The sequence below is a fragment of the Carbonatibacter coralli genome, from assembly GCF_039592655.1.
Classification (GTDB): domain Bacteria; phylum Pseudomonadota; class Alphaproteobacteria; order Kiloniellales; family Kiloniellaceae; genus Carbonatibacter; species Carbonatibacter coralli.
In genome coordinates this window covers 590,655-608,539 of the sequence record NZ_JBBUTJ010000001.1, presented here as the reverse complement: position 1 = coordinate 608,539, position 17,885 = coordinate 590,655, and the positions used below count along the sequence as shown (strand labels likewise).

The following is a 17,885-nucleotide window of genomic DNA, read 5'->3' as shown; positions in this document are numbered from 1 at the left end:
TAAGTATAAGCGTATGTTTTTTATGGGAAAAAGAGCCTATCTTTTTTGTGGGAAATATTAAATAAAATAAGCATCTGATTTTCAAGAAAAATACGGGCCTATATGAGACATTATTTCTCTTTTTTAAGTATATGGTTGTTCGGAGGAGCTTGTCGTCAGGCGAAAATGTCGGTAACCTCTTGCTGAAGCAGTAAATGCAAATCCCTGAATCGAATAAATATTTACTCGATTTTAACGGGGGAGGCATTGAGATAATCAATGTCTTGTGAACAAGGGTAGGTAGCGGATGAGGACTATGACGACAAGAGGCGCAAGCTTCGCTCTATTTTTGAGTACTCTGGCCAGTTTTGTCTTTGGCTTTTCGGGCCTTTCGCAGGCAACTGACGATATTTGGGGGACGGACTTTCAGGCCGCTGTAACCCCGACCATGGTGGAAATCACGAATCTTTACGATCTGCTTTTCATTATCATCACTGTGATCACGCTGCTTGTTTTGGCGCTCCTGATTTTTGTGATGGTCCGCTTTAACCACAAGGCCAACCCGACGCCTTCGACAAACAGTCACAACACACTTCTGGAAATTGTCTGGACCGCTGTTCCGGTCCTGATCCTTGTCGTGATTGCCATTCCATCCCTGAAACTGCTTTACGCTGCCGATCGCAACCCGGATACGGAAATGACAATCAAGGCCATCGGTCACCAGTGGTACTGGGCCTATGAATACCCGGATCACGGGGACTTCACCTTTGATGCCTACATGATTCCCGAAGCGGACCTGAAAGAGGGGCAGCCGCGTCTTCTGGCAACAGACAATGCGGTTGTTGTGCCTGTAAACACAAAGATCCGCTTGCTCGTAACAGCGGGTGACGTGATCCACTCCTTTGCCATGCCGGCCTTCGGCGTGAAACTGGATGGTGTTCCCGGTCGTATCAACGAGACATGGTTCGAAGTGACGGAGCCTGGAACCTACTACGGTCAGTGTTCCGAAATCTGTGGAACCGGTCACTCCTTTATGCCGATCGAGGTCCGCGCTGTGGAAAAGGCTGAATTCGATGCCTGGGTTAAAAAGGCACAGGACGAGTTTGCTGGTCTGGAGCAGGAGAATGCTCCGTTGCGTGTAGCAGCTGCACAGTAATTGCGGGATCAGTATCGGGGCAGGTGCGTCACTGCCTCCCTTTCAAAGACTATAATGATTCTTCCCGGATCAAAGTTCAAAGGGAAGACACATCCAGAAGAGGGATGAGAATATGGAAACGGCACATTCAGTTGATCATGCAGATCACGATGCTCATCACGATCACAAGCCGGGTTTCTTTAAACGCTGGTTCTGTTCAACCAACCACAAGGATATTGGCATCCTCTATCTGATCTTCTCGGTTGTGGCCGGGATCATCGGCGGAGCCTTTTCCGTCTGGATGCGTCTGGAGCTGCAGGAGCCGGGTGTGCAATACTTCCTGGCTGGCGGTGAACCAGATGGTCAACTCTGGAACGTCGCGGTGACGGCTCACGGCTTTATCATGGTCTTCTTTGTCGTGATGCCGGGCATTATCGGTGGTTTCGGAAACTATTTCGTTCCCCTGATGATCGGTGCGCCGGATATGGCCTTCCCGCGGATGAACAACATTTCCTTCTGGCTGATCGTTCCCGCTTTCCTCCTTTTGCTGGGATCTGCCTTCGTTGGCGAGGGTGCCGGTACGGGCTGGACGGTCTATCCACCGCTTTCGGCTGAACTGGGGCATCCCGGACCATCGGTTGATATGGCGATCTTTGCCCTTCACCTCGCAGGTGCCTCGTCTATTCTTGGTGCCGTGAACTTCATTACAACCATCTTCAACATGCGTGCTCCCGGGATGACCCTGCACAAGATGCCGCTGTTCGTCTGGTCCATGCTGGTGACGGCTTTCCTGCTGCTGCTGGCTGTTCCGGTTCTGGGTGGTGCCATCACCATGCTGCTGACAGACCGCAACTTCGGTACAACCTTCTTTGATGCGGCCGGGGGCGGGGATCCGATCCTGTATCAGCACCTGTTCTGGTTCTTTGGTCACCCTGAAGTCTACATCATGATTCTGCCGGCCTTCGGCATTGTTTCCCACATCATTTCCACCTTCTCGAACAAGCCTGTTTTCGGTTATCTGGGCATGGCCTATGCGATGGTGGCAATCGGTTTTGTAGGTTTCGCGGTTTGGGCGCACCACATGTACACCGTGGGGCTTGATGTGAATGTCCGGGCCTATTTCACCATTGCAACACTGATCATTGCCGTACCAACGGGGATCAAGATCTTTTCCTGGATTGCGACCATGTGGGGTGGTTCGCTTCGCTTTACAGTGCCAATGTGCTGGGCGATCGGGTTCATCTTCCTCTTTACTGTGGGTGGTGTGACAGGTGTTGTTCTGGCGAACGCCGGTGTGGATATTGCCCTGCATGACACCTACTATGTTGTTGCGCACTTCCACTATGTCCTCAGTCTGGGGGCGGTCTTCGCAATGTTTGCCGGGATGTATTACTGGATGGGCAAGATGTCCGGTCGCGAATATCCGCAATGGGCCGGGTATCTGCACTTTACGTTGACCTTCATCGGCGTGAACATGATCTTCTTCCCGCAGCACTTCCTTGGTCTTGCCGGTATGCCGCGCCGTTATGTGGACTATCCGGATGCCTTCGCAGGCTGGAATGCGATTTCCTCCTACGGAGCCTATATCACCTTTGCGGCGACACTGTTCTGGGTGGTGATGACGATCTACACAGCCTGGGCCGGTCGCAAATCGCAGGCCAATCCCTGGGGTGAATCTGCAAACACTCTGGAATGGACCGTTTCTTCTCCGCCTCCGTTCCACTGCTTCAACGAGCTTCCCCGCATCAAGTGATGCGGGGCGGCCCGCCCCGAATGCCTGTGGGCCGCTACTCGACAGGCCAATAATCAAAAAGACTAGAGACGATTGAGGGAGATCTGGCGTGAGTGATGTTACCAATCAGGACATGATGACAGAGGAGAAAGGCTGGAGCGATGTCGCCCAGGTTCCGGAAGTCCGGGACTTCTGGCTGCTGCTCAAGCCCCGTGTCATGTCTCTGGTGGTCTTTACCGGATTTGCAGGGCTGATGGCTGCTCCGGGCTCCATTCATCCATTGATTGCTGCGATTGCAGTGCTGTGTATTGCCGTGGCTGCGGGGGCAGCCGGTGCCATCAACATGTGGTATGACCGCGATATCGACGCGATCATGAGCCGTACGAGAAAGCGTCCTATTCCGGCAGGTCGCATGGCACCGGACGTGGCGCTGAGCTATGGCGTGATCCTGAGCGTTTTCTCGGTTTTCTTCATGGGCATTGCAGTCAACTGGGTTGCGGCCTTCCTGCTGGGATTTGCCAACGCCTTTTACGTTTTTGTCTACACGATGTATCTGAAGCGTCGTACGCCGCAGAACATTGTGATCGGTGGTGCTGCCGGCGCTTTCCCGCCCATGATCGGCTGGGCTGCTGTTACAGGCAGTGTCTCTGTTGAGGCCATCGTTCTCTTTGCCCTGATTTTCATGTGGACACCTCCGCACTTCTGGGCACTGTCGCTCTACAAGGACGGAGATTACGCTGCAGCCGGTGTGCCGATGCTGCCGGTTGTGTCCGGTCGCGAGGCAACCAAGCGTCAGATGATGATCTATACGCTTTCGCTTTTGCCCGTTTCCCTTTTGCCGGTTGTCTATGACATCGCGGGGATTGTGTACGGGGCTGTGGCCCTTGCGGCCAGTCTCTGGTTCCTGTGGCTGAACGTTCAGGTGTTGCGATCAGAAAGCAATAAACCCGCGCGCAGGATGTTCCTCTTTTCCCTTCTGTATCTGACACTGCTGTTTGCCTTTCTGATACTGGACAGCGGTGATGGACTTGTGGCCCGGGCCGGGCAGGGCCTCGCTTTTCTGGCAACGCTGTTTTGAGGTGAGGGTATGACTGTGAACGACATGGACAAGAACAGGACTGATCTCTCCGAGGAAACGATGGAACAGCGCCGCAAGCGCATTTCTGTCCAGAACAGGATGCTCGGGCTTTTGCTGGGGGCGATTGTCGTGCTTCTCTTCGCGGTTTCCATTGTCAGAACCGGAGCAGGGAGCTGATCTCATGACGCTGGATCCCCGTTCTCCTCAACCTGATCGTTTGGCGCAGGCTTCTGCGCGCAACAAACGCATGGCCATGATACTGGCCCTGATGGTTGGTGGAATGGTTGGAATGGCCTACGCCGCAGTGCCGCTGTATGAACTTTTCTGCAAGGTCACCGGTTATGGCGGAACTCCGCAACAATCGGACGTTGCCTCGGAGGAGATTCTGGATCGCACGATGAAGATCCGTTTCGATTCGTCCGTGAACGGGGGCATGCCGTGGGAGTTTCAGCCGGCACAGAGACAGGTTGAAATCAGGGTTGGCGAGAGTGGCCTGGCTTTCTATCGGGCAAAAAACACGTCCGAGCGTCCTGTTCGCGGAGTGGCGACCTTCAATGTGACACCACTGAAGGCAGGGCCCTATTTTGTAAAGATCGACTGCTTCTGCTTTACCGAGCAGACCCTCCTGCCGGGAGAGGAGGTCGACATGCCGGTAACCTTTTACGTCGATCCGTCCATCGAGGACGAAACGAACATGGACGAGGTGCAGACCATCACCCTGTCCTACACCTTTTTTGAAGAAGCGCTTGAAGAGGAACAGGAGCTCTCCCTTCAATCGCTGGAAGACAACATCAAGAACAGAGAAACACTGGAAGAAGAGGGATAAACATGAGCGCAGGGCATGATGAAGTAAAACACCCCTATCACCTTGTAGAACCCAGTATCTGGCCTCTTTTGAGTGCCTTTGCAGGTGGTCTCTTTGCAACTGGCATGGTGCTTTTCATGCATGACGTGACACCCTGGATTCTGCCTCTGGGGGTTCTGTCGATCCTGATCTGCATGTTCGGCTGGTGGAGAGAGGTCGTGGATGAGGCCTACAGGCAGCAGCTCTACAACCCGGTTGTCCGCATCGGTTTGCGGTACGGGATGATCCTCTTTATCGCATCGGAAGTGATGTTCTTCTTTGCGTTCTTCTGGGCCTTCTTTGATGCGTCACTCTTTCCGAAAGAGGCCATCGGGTTTGTCTGGCCTCCTGAAGATATCGTAACCTTCAATGCTTTCGATCTGCCGTTTCTCAACACCCTGATCCTGCTCCTGTCCGGCTGTACAGTGACCTGGGCTCACCATGCCATTTTGCATGATGATCAGAAAAGTGCGGTACAGGCCCTGACCTATACTGTTGTTCTTGGCATCGCCTTCAGTGGATTGCAGGCCTACGAGTACAGTCACGCGGCCTTTGGCTTCACAGATGGCATCTATGCGTCCACCTTCTACATGGCAACGGGCTTCCACGGTTTCCACGTTCTGGTGGGCACCATCTTCCTGTTCGTTTGCCTGCAACGTGCGAAAAAGGGGCACTTTACCCCGGATGCCCACGTTGGTTTCGAGGCGGCGGCCTGGTACTGGCACTTTGTCGACGTTGTCTGGCTGTTTCTGTTCTTCGCTGTTTACTGGTGGGGAGGTTAGGAAACGGCCGCAGCATGAAGACCACAAGGAGGAGCCCCGGCTCCTCCTTTTTTGTTCAAGCCGCTGAAATAAAAGGACGCATTTGCATTGCAGGGCAGATAGGCTACTCTGGGGCAAAGCAACTAGCAGGAAACGCTTTCTTATGACGAACAGCTCCTCTGGCGGGAAGGCTCTGCCGCCCAGACGTTTTCGCCCAACCTTTATTGCAACGCTCTTTGTTGTTCCCCTTTTCTTCGGGATGATTGCGCTGGGAACCTGGCAGCTTTTCAGGCTGGAATGGAAAGAAGAGCAGATCGTCCTTCGGCAGGAGCGGGCGTTTGCTCCGTCGGTGGATTTTGTCGAGAGCTACCCGGGGGCTGTTGCGGATCCTCTGGCAGAGGAGTTCAAGGCTGTTCGTATCACGGGAAGCTATCGCCACGACAGGGAGTTTTATCTGGGTGCACGTGCGCTGGATCGCCGGATCGGCTTTCTGGTGGTGACGCCGTTCGAGCTGACAGACGGGCGCACCATACTGGTCAACCGGGGCTGGGTTCCCGGTGATCAGAAGGATCCTGCGACCCGTGTCGAAGCACAGATCTCTGGACAGCTGACCGAGGAAGCGCTGATGCGTGTCGACGGATGGCGCGGGTATGACTTTGTCAGACCTGAACACGATATTGAGGAAAATTTCTGGTTCTATGTGGACACAGAAGTCATGGGGACGCTGGCAGGGATTCCGAACCTGGTTCAAAAGGTCTATGTGGATGCACGAAGGCAGGACCTTCCGGGCGGCTATCCTCTGGGAGGTCAGACCCGTATCGAACTGGTGAACAATCATCTGGAATATGTCATCACCTGGTACGCGCTTGCCGGTGTTCTTGCCGTGATCTATGTGCTCTTCCACTATCGGCGTGACGGCGATGGGGAAGATGATCTTTAGGGTGTCGGGCTTGTCTTCACGCTTCTGAAATCATAAATCACCAACCAGAAATTACCACAGACACAATCACTCTTTGAACAGGACAGATTCCATGACTGCTTATGAACAGCTCGAAAAGCGTTTTCGCCGGATCAACGCGATTGGTGAGGCTTCGGGCGTCCTGGGGTGGGATATGTCGGCTGTCATGCCGGAAGGCGGTGCTGCAGCCAGAACAGAACAGCTGGCTGCGCTCGGGGCCGTGCGCCACGAGATGCTGACAGCGTCCGAGGTTGGGGACTGGCTGGATGCTGCAGAGGAAAGCAAGGGCAACCTCAATGGCTGGCAACTGGCCAACCTGCGGGAAATGCGTCGTATCTGGCGCCATGCTACAGCCCTGAGCAGTGATTTTGTTGAACGTCTGACGCGTGCCTGCAAGAAATGCGAGGGCATATGGAGAACAGCGCGCCCGGGCAATGATTTCAAGGCGGTTTTGCCGGCACTGAAAGAGGTGCTGGCCCTGTCGCGTGAGGAAGCGGCGATCAAGGCAGAGCTTTTTGGCTGCTCGCTTTATGATGCCCTGCTCGATTCATATGAACCGGGTGGCTCCTCTGAACGCATTGATGCCATTTTTGAGGATTTTGCGGCCTTTTTACCGGGTTTCCTGGGCGAGGTGATGGAAGCGCAGGCTTCACGTCCCGACGCCCTGCCTTTGCAGGGGCCTTACGATACCGCGCAACAGGCGGAGCTGGGGCGCGAACTGATGGCCGCTGTCGGCTTCGACTTCAATCACGGTCGTCTTGATACCTCCTTGCACCCTTTCTGCGGTGGTGTGCCGGATGATGTCCGTATCACCACCCGCTATGACGAGCAGGATTTCATGACCGCGCTGATGGGGGTGCTCCATGAAACGGGGCATGCCCTCTATGAAAGAGGCCTTCCCGCGGACTGGCGCTTGCAGCCGGTTGGTTCCGCCCGCGGGATGACCCTGCATGAAAGCCAGTCCCTGCTGATTGAAATGCAGGCCTGTCGTTCAGCCGAGTTCATGCGATTCATGGCACCAAAGGCCCGGGAGATTCTGGGCCTCTCCGGAGCGGCTTACGAAGCGGAGAACCTCCGTGCCCTGAGCAACCGTGTGCAGCCGGGTTTTATCCGGGTTGATGCGGACGAGGTGACCTATCCTGCGCATGTCATCCTGCGCTATCGTCTGGAGCGTGCTCTGATTGAGGGCCGTATGGAGCTGGAAGATCTGCCGACAGCCTGGAATGATGGCCTTGAGGCCTTGCTTGGTATTCGTCCACCGAGTGACACACTGGGCTGCTTGCAGGATATTCACTGGTATGATGGAGCCTGGGGCTATTTCCCGACCTACAGTCTTGGTGCCATGGCTGCGGCCCAGATATTTGATTCGGCCAGACGGGCCAATCCGGATCTTCTGAACCGGATAGAACAGGGTGATTTCGCGCCCCTGATGAGCTGGCTGGGTGAGCAGGTTCATTCCAGGGGATCATCCATGAGCACGGACGAACTGCTGACGCATGCCACCGGTCGTCCTCTTGATCCGGCTGTCTTCAAGGCTCACCTGAAGACCCGTTATCTGGGGCAGTGACCTGTTATGACAGGGCAATGAGGCCTGCTGACAGCAGGAGCAGCAGACTCATGGTCTTGTTGAAAAGTCCCAGACGGCGCTCTGTCGAAAACAGGCGGGTGCTTTTTGAGCCCAGTACAGCCCAGAAACCGATGCCGCACATACAGACAACCAGATAGATGCTGCAGAAGGTATAGAGGCTTTCCGGCTGCTGTGTTGTTGTGAAAAGGGCAAGACCGGTAAAACAGGCTGCCCAGGCTTTAGGATTCAGCCATTGCAGAAGTGCACCCTGATAGAAGCGGGGTGCACTTTCCTGTTCTGAAGCAGCAAGGGTGGAGGGGGCTTTGAACAGCAGGACGGCAAGATAGCAGATGTAGGCGGTTCCCAGTGCCTTGATCGCGGTCATCAGAAGGTCATGCTGCGTCACAAGTTCAAGAAGTCCCAGCCCCAGCAGGAACAGAAGTGCCGTAAAGCCCAGTGATGCCCCCAGAACAAAGGGAAGCGTCCCTGCAAAACCGCGGCTGACGCCGGATGAAAGCGTGATCATGTTCACCGGGCCGGGTGAGATGGACAGGGCAAGCGCAAAGAGCGCCATGGACAGATAATCTTGCATCGTCAACTCCAGATGGGAGCAGGCAAGCTATCAGGCTTTCCTATTTTCTATAATATGCTTTAATAAGAAAAGATAATTGCAAAAAATAGAATAATTGACGCAGGTGTTATCTTGATCAATGACTTGAGAGCAATGGCGGTTTTTGTGAAGGCAGTCGAGGCGGGTTCCTTTAGCAGGGCTGCTGCTGAACTGGGGGTGTCCCCCTCTGTGGTCAGTCACCATATCTCGTCGCTTGAAAAGCGGTACAATCTTGCCCTGTTGCATCGTTCAACGCGCAAGATTCGCAAGACTGCAGCCGGGGAAGAGTTCTATCACGAGGCCCGTGCAATGCTTCAGCATGCGGAACAGGGATTGAGCCTGCTCAGAAACAAAACGGAAAATCCGTCAGGCGTTTTTACCGTGGCCTTGCCTGCGGCTTTTGTCCGCAGTGATTATTCCGCGAAGATTGCCGCCTTTGCCAGGGCCTATCCGGATCTGGACCTGAGACTGATCTACGCTGATGTGCGGCAGGATTTGCTGGAGGCAGGTATTGATGTCGCGATAAGGGTCGGAAAGATGCCGGATTCTTCGTTGCTGACAAAAAGTCTGGGAAGCCTTGCCCGCACGCTGGTCTGTCATCCTGATCTGCTCAAGGGCCGTACTGTGCCTGAAAAGCCTTCTGATCTTGAAAGCTGGCCGTGGATTCAGATGGCGATGATGCCGCCCTACCGGGAACTGTCTCACCCCGAAGAGGGGTTGGTGCGCATTCATCATGCTGCAAGACTGCAGGTGGATAACGCTGATGCGATGCATCAGTTTTCCCTGCAGGGAATGGGGCTGTCCTCTCCTCCGGAGTTCATGGTGCGGGAGGATCTGAAGCAGGGGAGGCTGGTCGAGATTCTCCCGGACTGGACAGTTGCTCCCATGGCTGTCCACGTGGTCTGGGCTTCCAGTCTCAGGGCTGATCCACTCATTGAGAGGTTCCTGAGATTCATGGAACGGAACGGTGAATAGTCCCTGCTCCGGGAGGCCAGTGAATATTCTATTGCTGGCTATTCTTAAAACTTGGGCTTCAGAGCCACGCGAAGGCTTGCTGTTTGGGACCGGTGCAAGTACGTTGTGCAGAAATCATCCTGTGACAGCAGATCTAGAGACAGCCCATGAAATACATTTCCACCCGTGGCAAAGCTCCCGTCCTCTCCTTTGATGACGTTCTTCTGGCCGGTCTGGCCGAAGATGGCGGCCTGTATGTTCCGGAGGCCTGGCCTGAATTTTCCGCGCAGGAAATGCGTGAAATGGCCGGACTGCCCTATGAAGAGGTTGTCTTTCGTGTCGTTCGCCCCTTTGTTGAGGGAGTGATTGCTGATGCAGAGCTGAAAGATCTGATCCGGCGCAGCTACGCCGATTTTCGCCACTCGGCTGTTGCGCCGCTCAAGCAGATTGATTCCCGTCTCTGGGTTATGGAGCTGTTCAACGGTCCGACACTGGCGTTCAAGGATTTCGCCCTGCAGATGCTGGGGCGTCTTTTCGATCTGATCCTCAAGAAGCGTGACGAGCGGGTTGTGATTGTTGGTGCAACATCCGGAGACACCGGGTCTGCTGCGATTGAGGCCTGTCGTGATCGTGACCAGATCAGCATCTTTATTCTGCATCCCCACGGCCGTGTGTCGGATGTTCAGCGCCGTCAGATGACGACAGTGCAGGCCGGGAATGTGTTCAACATTGCGATCCACGGTGATTTTGACAATTGCCAGGACAACGTCAAGGCCATGTTCAATGACATGGATTTCCGTCGTGCCGTGAACCTCTCTGCCGTGAACTCTATCAACTGGGCCCGCATCATGGCGCAGATCGCCTATTATTTCGTGGCAGGGATCGCGCTGGGTGCGCCGGACCGTCCCGTTGGCTTCTCTGTGCCGACAGGAAACTTCGGCAATGTCTTTGCAGCCTATGCGGCAGGCCGGATGGGACTGCCGGTTTCCCAGCTGATTGTTGGTTCCAACCGCAATGATATCCTGACCCGCTTCTTTGAAACCGGTGCCATGACCATGGAATCTGTCGAGCCCAGTCTCTCGCCTTCCATGGATATCCAGATTTCCAGTAACTTCGAGCGCCTGCTGTTCGACATGCTCGGACGGGATGGAGCTGCTGTTGCACAAACCATGACCGATTTCCGCTCCAGGGGGGAATTCAGTGTCAGTGATGCGCAGCTGTCTTCCGTGTTGCGTCTCTTTGACGGTTTCCGCCTGTCTGACGAAGACACCCTGAAGGAAATCCGCCACTACCATGAAACAACCGGAGAACTGCTTGATCCGCACTCTGTGATCTCTGTTGTCGCGGCGCGCGAAAAGATCCGTGATGATGTTCCGGTCATGGCCTGCATGGCCACAGCGCATCCGGCCAAGTTCCCGGACGCCGTCAGCAAGGCATCCGGTGTTCATCCCGAACTGCCGGCACACCTGTCTGATCTCTTTGAACGTGAAGAACGTTTCGAGGTTATGGATAATGATCTGGATGCCCTGAAAGAATTTGTCCTGTCTCACAGACGGAATGTGTGATTCCTTCTGTCGTCAGAAAAGGAACCCGCCCCGGTTTTCCGGCGGCGGGTTTTTTATTTTCTGGACCTTTGGGCTGTTCTTCTGTAGCCACCCGGTGATAGAGTAATTGCGGTACAACAGGAAAGCTCAACACCGGATGACAGTTCAGATTTCAACCCTCGCCAATGGCTTGAGAGTGGCAACAGATTCAGTAATGTCGGTGGAATCTGTCACTTTGGGAGCATGGATCGGGGTAGGAACCCGTGATGAAAGCCAGCTTGCGAACGGGATCGCCCATTTTCTGGAACACATGGTTTTCAAGGGAACCAGGCGCCGGACAGCCTATGACATTGCAGAAGAGATCGAGGCCGTCGGGGGGCAGTTGAACGCCTACACCAGCCGTGAAAATACAGCCTTTTACGCGCGTGTACTGGCTGATGACGTGCCGCTGGCCGTCGATACAATTGCAGACATTCTGCAAAACTCGGTTTTTGACAGGAAGGAACTGCAGCGTGAGCGGCAGGTTGTTCTGCAGGAAATCGGGCAGGTCAACGACACTCCGGATGATGTGATCTTTGATCACTTTCAGGAGCGCGCCTATTTTCAGCAGGCTCTGGGGCGTCCGGTTCTCGGCAAGTCGGAAGTTGTTGCGCGCCTCGAGAAGGGTGATCTTGTCGATTACATCTCGCTTTACGGCAGCAACAATATTGTGCTGACCGCTGCAGGCAAGATCAGGCATGAGGATTTTGTGCGCCTTGCAGAGGAGCATTTCGGAGCCCTGAATTCCGTGGAAGTGCCTCAACGACAGAAAACACTCTACACGGGCGGGGATTTCCGGGAGGACCGCAAGCTGGACCAGGCGCATTTCCTGCTTGGTTTTGAAGGTGTGGCCTTTGGGGATCCCGATTACTATGCTGCGAATATCTATTCGACCCTGCTGGGCGGCGGAATGTCCTCGCGGCTCTTCCAGGATATCCGCGAGCAGCGTGGCCTTGTTTACAGCATCTACTCCTTTACATCGTCCTTCATGGATTCAGGCCTGTTCGGGGTCTATGCGGGAACGGGAGAGAAAGAACTGGCGGAACTGGTTCCGGCTGTCAGCGATGTGATGATGAAATCCATTGATGACCTGAGCGAGGCAGAGGTGGAACGTGCGCGTATCCAGTTGAAAGCTTCCATTCTGATGGGACGGGAAAGCACTTCTGTACGCTGCGAGCAACTGGCGCAGCAGATGCTTGTTTTCGGCCGTCAGATCACAACAGAGGAAATCGTTGCTGAGATCGAGGCTGTTGATCTTGAAAAAACCAGGGAAACAGCAAGGCGGCTGTTGTCCTCTGCGCCGACCATTGCGGCGATCGGTCCCTTGTCACAGCTGGAGAGTTATGACGCTGTCGGGCAGCGTTTCGCGGCATAGAATTCCATGTTTGACCTCTTCTACACGACCCGGGATATGCGGACAGTTTGCCTGACAGGAGGGCGCGTCTATCTTCGCCCTCCTCTTATCTCGGACTTTGCCCAGTGGGAAGAGCTCAGAAGGGTCAGTCGCGACTTTCTTGTCCCCTGGGAACCAACCTGGACGGCGGATGCACTGACCCGCAATGCCTTTAAGCGCAGGCTCAGGAACTACCGCAACGACTGGCTGGATGGCTGGGGCTATACCTTTTTTATCTTCGAGAGGAAAAATCACCAGCTTCTGGGAGGCGTGACCCTTGGCAAGGTGAGCAGGGGAACCTCAAGCAGTGGAACCATCGGTTACTGGATGGGGGAGCCGCATGCCGGGAAGGGCTTTATGAAGGATGCCCTGCCTACCGTGTCGGCCTTTGCCTTTGAAAAACTGAAGCTTCACAGACTGGAAGCGGCCTGTCTGCCCGAAAATGTGGCGAGCAAGTGTGTTCTGGGACACGCCGGTTTCAGGCAGGAAGGCCTTGCCAGAAGGTATCTGAAAATCAACGGGGAATGGGAGGACCATCTGACATTTGGTCTTCTGACCGACGATGACTGGCGTAGGCCCGTTGTTGATCCGTCCCATCCTGCGGCCTACCGTTTCGCAGAAATGCTGCAGGATTTCGACGACTAGCCTTTCCGTTCTATGCCCGGCCAATCTCGCTGGAGAGCAGTTCCGGGGAGATGCCCAGTTTTGCCAGGGCTGCGCCCCAGACTTCTGATCTGGGATGATTGAAAAGCAGGTCCTGATCGGCGTCGACAATAAGCCAGGCATTCTCCTGAAGCTCCCGGTCAAGCTGGAGTTCGGACCAGCCGGAGTAGCCAAGAGCAATCAGGCAGGAGGCCGGTCCCTGTCCGTTTGCAATGTCCTGGAGAATTTCCAGCGTGGCTGTCATGGCAAGCTGGTCAGAGACAGACAGGCTCTCTTCTTTCAGGTATTCGTTGCTGTGCAGAATGAAACCGCGGTTCTGTTCAACAGGTCCACCGGCTCCGACAAAGCAGTTTGTCAGCCTGTCTTTCTCGGGCTCGGGGATCGAGATGGAGAGCTGCCCCATCAGCTCTGTCATCGAAATGACCTCGATATCCTTGTTGATGACCAGACCCATTGCACCTTCCGGGGTGTGCTCGCACAGGTAAATAACAGCCTCTGCAAAGCGGGAATCGCTCATCTGGGGCATGGCGATCAGCAGTTTGCCGCGGAGCGAGGTGAGTTCATCGGAAGAGGACATAGGGTTTTCAGACCTGCCATGAAAGTGACGTCTTCTATAACACTAGCGGTGCTTTGCTTGGTAAATCAATCCTGAGAGCGCTTTCCTGTGTGTTTTTTCACGCTTCTGACAAAGATGTGACAGTATGTGCAACCTCCTTTCCTTGACCGGGAACAGGAGTTGATTACCTTAGAAGACAGAAAAGGGAGCTTTTCACTGGCGTTTGCAAGCTCCTTGTCATTCACGATCAGTCAGATTTCATATGCCCGTTTTTTTCAGAGCCGTTAAAAAATATCAGGCTTTCGTTTTTGCCCTGCTTGCTGTTTTGTCTCTTTCGTTCCCTGACCTGGGTGTCAGGGACGCCCGTGCTGCAGCGTCCGGCTGGCAGGAAATGGACCAGCTTTCTGTTCGTCTCCTGAGTGACAGGGACGCACTGGGGGAGGGAGAGGTCGTTTTTGCTCTGGAGCAGGTTCTGCAAAAGGGGTGGAAGACCTACTGGCGTTCTCCCGGTGATGCAGGGTTTCCGCTTTCTGTTGACTGGTCCGGCAGTGAAAATGTCGAGAGCCTTGAGGTTTTGTGGCCTGCGCCCCATCGCTTTGTGCTCTTCGGGCTCCAGACCTTCGGCTATTCCGATCGGGTTGTGTTCCCCCTCGCTGTGAAGGCAAAGGACACGAGCCGGTCCCTGACCCTCAGACTGACGGCCAATTACCTGATTTGTGAAGAGGTCTGCATTCCCTATTCGAATGCCTTTGAAATGACACTGCAACCGGGAAAGGGTTTTCAGTCTCTTGAGGCAGACCTTGTTCAGGATGCCCTGAAAACAGTGCCGGAACTTCAGACCCCCGGGGCGCAATCGTCTGTTGCATCATTTCGCTCGCTCGCCCTTCAGGGCAGTGACGAGGAGCTTGTGCTTGCCGGAATGATCTCCATTCCGGGCGAAAGCCTGCCGGACGGAAGCGATGTTCTTGTTGAAGGACCGACAGCCTTTCTCTATTCGGCTCCGGAATTCAGACCCGCCAGTGGCGGAGAGGACCTCTACAGCTTTGCCATCACAGTCACCTCAACGGATGACAGGCAGGTTCTGGAAGGCAAAAGGCTAACGCTGACCTATGTGAACGATGAACAGAAAAGCGGAACAGAGTGGGCGGAGCTCGCGCGTTTCGACCCTGATGGTGTGACAGCCTCCCCCTTGTCAGATAGGCTTTTTGAGGTTCTTCTGCTTGCTGTCCTGGGGGGCTTGATCCTGAATGTGATGCCCTGTGTTCTGCCTGTGCTTTCCCTGAAGTTTCTGTCTCTGGTCAACAAGGCTGACAGGGAAAGAAGTGAGGCACGCAAGGGGTTTCTGGTAACGGTTTCCGGAATTATGGTGTCCTTCTGGGCACTTGCGCTGGGTGCCATTCTGCTGAAGGTTCTCGGTCTTTCTGTGGGATGGGGTATTCAGTTTCAGCAACCTGTGTTTCTGGCCTTTATGGCGCTTGTCGTCGTTTTCTTTGCCGCGAATCTCTTTGGCCTTTTCGAGATCGGCTCTGTCGGAGCCCTGAACGATCTGGCTGTCAGGGAAAGTCAGTCCAAAGGAGTAAAGGGTGATTTTGCGACAGGGGTTTTTGCGACCCTGCTGGCGACGCCCTGTTCCGCGCCTTTCCTGGGAACGTCTGTGGCCTTTGCACTGGCGGGTGGAAGTTTCGAGATCCTTGCAATCTTTACGGCCCTCGGGTTTGGGATGGCGCTTCCCTATCTGCTGGTTGCGCTCTTTCCCGGATTGGCAGCCGTCATGCCAAAGCCGGGGATGTGGATGGTTCGGGTCAAGCAGGTCATGGGTCTGGCCCTGATTGTAACGGCTGTCTGGTTGCTGTCGGTCGTCTGGGTACAGTCAGGGGCAATGGTGACCGTGCTGATCGCTCTGGCTCTTGCGGCCCTGCTGGTGGTGCTCTGGGCCTTGCGATACAAAACGCAGGCCAAATGGGCCATGGTGGCGCTTGTTTCCGTTTTCACTCTGGCAATTCCGCTGGGATCGGCATCGACGGTGCCTGCGCCAATTGCGCTTGAGGAAAACTGGACTGTCTTTGATGAGCAGCAAATCTCCCGACTTGTTGCAGAGGGCAGGACGGTCTTTGTTGATGTCACAGCTGACTGGTGTATCACCTGTCAGGTGAACAAGAGGCTGGTGCTTTCCGATGATCAGGTTCAGCAGGCCTTTGAAACAGGTGATGTTGTTTTGATGAAAGCTGACTGGACGAACCCTGATCCGGTTATCTCGGATTATCTGAAGGTCAATGGTCGCTATGGAATTCCCTTCAATATTGTTTATGGCCCATCCAGTGCAGAGGGTATTGCCCTGAGCGAGATCCTTTCTGTGGATGAGGTGCTTGATGCGTTACAGACTGCAGAAAAACCGGATGCGTGATTCAGACGTATCCAGTGCATCGCATTTTCAAACAGAAACAGAGAGGAAAGAACAATGGCAGAGCAGACCAGACTGATTGCGGTCGGGGACCCTGTTCCGGATGTAAAGGTATGGGTACCCGGTGATGAAGGTATGGAAGCGCATCAGACATCAGACCTTTTTGCAGGCAAGCATGTGGCGTGCTTTTTTGTTCCGGGTGCCTTCACGCCGACCTGTAACAACCAGTTGCCGGGTTTTGTAAAGGCGGCAGATGATTTCAGGGCAGCGGGTGTTGATGAAATCCTCTGTGTTTCGGTGAACGATGCCTTCGTGATGCAAGCCTGGGGCAAGGCCATGAACGCAGATGGCAAGGTCACAATGGTCGGGGATGGCAATGGCGATTTCACCCGCTCCATCGGCGCATCCTTTGACGGGTCGGGCTTTGGCCTGTCTACGCGTGCAATTCGTTTGTCCATGCTGGTTCGTGATGGCGTTGTCGAACATTTCCATGTTGAGGAAAACCCGGGTGCGCTTGAAGTGTCTGATGCGATGACACTGCTTGCTGACCTCTGAGGTTTCTGCCCCTTAAAACAGGGAAGAGAGGCGCTGTTTCATGACAGCGCCTCTCTTCGATTCCTGAAGGGGTATTGTTCAAGAGGTAAAAATTTACTTAAAATTGAATCTAAAAGTTTTTGCCTTTCATTGATATTTTGGCACATTTGTGCGATGTTTCATTCATATATGCATGGATATCTTCGGTGACTTTGTCACTGGTGGTGTCCGGTTGGCTAATTTCCGGTGGGCGTATTTTGCCGGAACGGATTAGGTAAGATCCGTTTAGGTTCTCAGGAGATAGAGACAATGCCGACAGTTAATCCTGTCAATGGTTTGGGCAGCATCTCTCGCCAAAACCAGATCAATCAGACGAACTCCATCCAGCAGCTTTCAAGTGGTAGCCGTTTGGCCAATCCCTCTACAGATGCTGCTGCTCTGGCGATCAGTACAAAACTGACCGCAGAAAACTCTGTTTTGCGTCAGGTCGCAACAACGGCCTCGCAAGGGTCTTCCATTGGCCAGATCGCTGATGGCGGGCTGGCACGTGTCGGGGATGTCCTGACGCGTCTCAAGGAACTGGCCGGGCAATCCCTGTCCGGAACTGCGGGTGCTGATGGCCGGGCCAATATTGACGCCGAGTTTCAGCAACTCCTTTCAGAGGTTGACCAGATTGTCCAGGGGACAACCTTCAACGGTCAGGAGCTGATCAATGGCAGTCCGGCCCTGAGTTTTCAGGTCGGGACCGATACAGGCGATACCATCGAGCTTGATTCTGTCGATGCCTCTGCCGGTGCGCTGGGTCTTACAGGTCTGAATGTGACCACACAGGCCGATGCGCAGGCGGCTTTTTCGGCAGTGGATGCCGCCCTCGACAGCGTTTCGGGATTCCGGTCCGATGTCGGGGCAACCATTTCACGGTTTGACGTAACGGCTGAAAACATTGCCAGTCAGTTCGAAAACTCTGTTGCGGCCAATTCTGCGCTGGCGGATGCTGACATCGGCGCTGTTTCGACACAGATCGCAAACACGCTTGTGCAGAGCGAGCTGGAAATTGCAGCGCGCTCCCAGGCCAACAAGGGACCACAAACACTGCTTCAGCTTCTTGAAGACGACTAGTGGTTTATTCCGGTTGAA

The 17,885-nt window shown here is 54.4% G+C and carries 17 protein-coding genes; 15 read left to right on the top strand and 2 right to left on the bottom strand.

What is annotated here, in order from left to right:
* The first annotated feature begins 295 nt into the window (after positions 1–295).
* The 8 genes from coxB (at position 296) to AAAH10_RS02690 (ending at position 8,054) form a co-directional block, all read left to right on the top strand.
* Entirely contained in the window at positions 296–1,135 is an 840-nt protein-coding gene (gene coxB / locus AAAH10_RS02725) for a cytochrome c oxidase subunit II (RefSeq protein ID WP_343560292.1), read from the top strand.
* A gap of 112 nt (positions 1,136–1,247) precedes the next feature.
* Positions 1,248–2,867, top strand: a complete 1,620-nt coding sequence (ctaD, locus tag AAAH10_RS02720) for a cytochrome c oxidase subunit I (protein ID WP_343560290.1) — start codon at positions 1,248–1,250, stop codon at positions 2,865–2,867.
* 88 nt (positions 2,868–2,955) lie between these two features.
* Entirely contained in the window at positions 2,956–3,924 is a 969-nt protein-coding gene (locus tag AAAH10_RS02715; RefSeq protein WP_442490257.1) for a heme o synthase, read from the top strand.
* A gap of 9 nt (positions 3,925–3,933) precedes the next feature.
* Entirely contained in the window at positions 3,934–4,101 is a 168-nt protein-coding gene (locus AAAH10_RS02710; RefSeq protein WP_343560288.1) for a hypothetical protein, read from the top strand.
* Between the two features lie 4 nt (positions 4,102–4,105).
* Entirely contained in the window at positions 4,106–4,750 is a 645-nt protein-coding gene (locus AAAH10_RS02705) for a cytochrome c oxidase assembly protein (protein WP_343560286.1), read from the top strand.
* Between the two features lie 2 nt (positions 4,751–4,752).
* Complete coding sequence (locus AAAH10_RS02700; protein ID WP_343560284.1) at positions 4,753–5,550, top strand: cytochrome c oxidase subunit 3; 798 nt, start codon at positions 4,753–4,755, stop codon at positions 5,548–5,550.
* A 142-nt stretch (positions 5,551–5,692) separates the two neighbouring features.
* Complete coding sequence (locus AAAH10_RS02695) at positions 5,693–6,469, top strand: SURF1 family protein (protein WP_343560282.1); 777 nt, start codon at positions 5,693–5,695, stop codon at positions 6,467–6,469.
* Between the two features lie 91 nt (positions 6,470–6,560).
* Entirely contained in the window at positions 6,561–8,054 is a 1,494-nt protein-coding gene (locus AAAH10_RS02690) for a carboxypeptidase M32 (protein WP_343560280.1), read from the top strand.
* 4 nt (positions 8,055–8,058) lie between these two features.
* On the opposite strand, the gene AAAH10_RS02685 is transcribed toward AAAH10_RS02690, so the two are convergent.
* Positions 8,059–8,646, bottom strand: a complete 588-nt coding sequence (locus AAAH10_RS02685; protein ID WP_343560278.1) for a LysE family translocator — start codon at positions 8,644–8,646, stop codon at positions 8,059–8,061.
* Positions 8,647–8,757: 111 nt separating this feature from the next.
* Between AAAH10_RS02685 and AAAH10_RS02680 the strand changes: the two genes are divergently transcribed.
* The 4 genes from AAAH10_RS02680 to AAAH10_RS02665 all read left to right on the top strand — a co-directional run bounded on the left by AAAH10_RS02680 (position 8,758) and on the right by AAAH10_RS02665 (position 13,239).
* Positions 8,758–9,639, top strand: coding sequence for a LysR family transcriptional regulator (locus tag AAAH10_RS02680; RefSeq protein ID WP_343560276.1), 882 nt, complete (start codon positions 8,758–8,760; stop codon positions 9,637–9,639).
* A gap of 146 nt (positions 9,640–9,785) precedes the next feature.
* Positions 9,786–11,183, top strand: coding sequence for a threonine synthase (gene thrC / locus AAAH10_RS02675; RefSeq protein ID WP_343560274.1), 1,398 nt, complete (start codon positions 9,786–9,788; stop codon positions 11,181–11,183).
* A 136-nt stretch (positions 11,184–11,319) separates the two neighbouring features.
* Positions 11,320–12,576, top strand: a complete 1,257-nt coding sequence (locus AAAH10_RS02670; protein WP_343560272.1) for a M16 family metallopeptidase — start codon at positions 11,320–11,322, stop codon at positions 12,574–12,576.
* Between the two features lie 6 nt (positions 12,577–12,582).
* The gene (locus AAAH10_RS02665; RefSeq protein WP_343560270.1) at positions 12,583–13,239 is read left to right on the top strand and encodes a GNAT family N-acetyltransferase; all 657 of its coding nucleotides are present in this window, start codon (positions 12,583–12,585) and stop codon (positions 13,237–13,239) included.
* Between the two features lie 10 nt (positions 13,240–13,249).
* Here the strand turns inward: AAAH10_RS02665 and AAAH10_RS02660 are convergent, their stop codons facing one another.
* Positions 13,250–13,834: a YqgE/AlgH family protein gene (locus AAAH10_RS02660; protein ID WP_343560268.1), complete on the bottom strand. Its 585-nt coding sequence runs from the start codon at positions 13,832–13,834 to the stop codon at positions 13,250–13,252.
* Positions 13,835–14,075: 241 nt separating this feature from the next.
* On the opposite strand from AAAH10_RS02660, the gene AAAH10_RS02655 reads away from it, so the two are divergent.
* From AAAH10_RS02655 to AAAH10_RS02645, 3 genes are all read left to right on the top strand, one after another.
* The gene (locus AAAH10_RS02655; protein WP_343560266.1) at positions 14,076–16,217 is read left to right on the top strand and encodes a protein-disulfide reductase DsbD family protein; all 2,142 of its coding nucleotides are present in this window, start codon (positions 14,076–14,078) and stop codon (positions 16,215–16,217) included.
* Positions 16,218–16,271: 54 nt separating this feature from the next.
* A complete protein-coding gene (locus AAAH10_RS02650) occupies positions 16,272–16,769 on the top strand; it encodes a peroxiredoxin (protein ID WP_343560264.1) in 498 nt (165 codons plus the stop codon).
* Between the two features lie 288 nt (positions 16,770–17,057).
* Positions 17,058–17,867, top strand: a complete 810-nt coding sequence (locus tag AAAH10_RS02645; RefSeq protein ID WP_343560262.1) for a flagellin N-terminal helical domain-containing protein — start codon at positions 17,058–17,060, stop codon at positions 17,865–17,867.
* Positions 17,868–17,885: the final 18 nt, after the last annotated feature.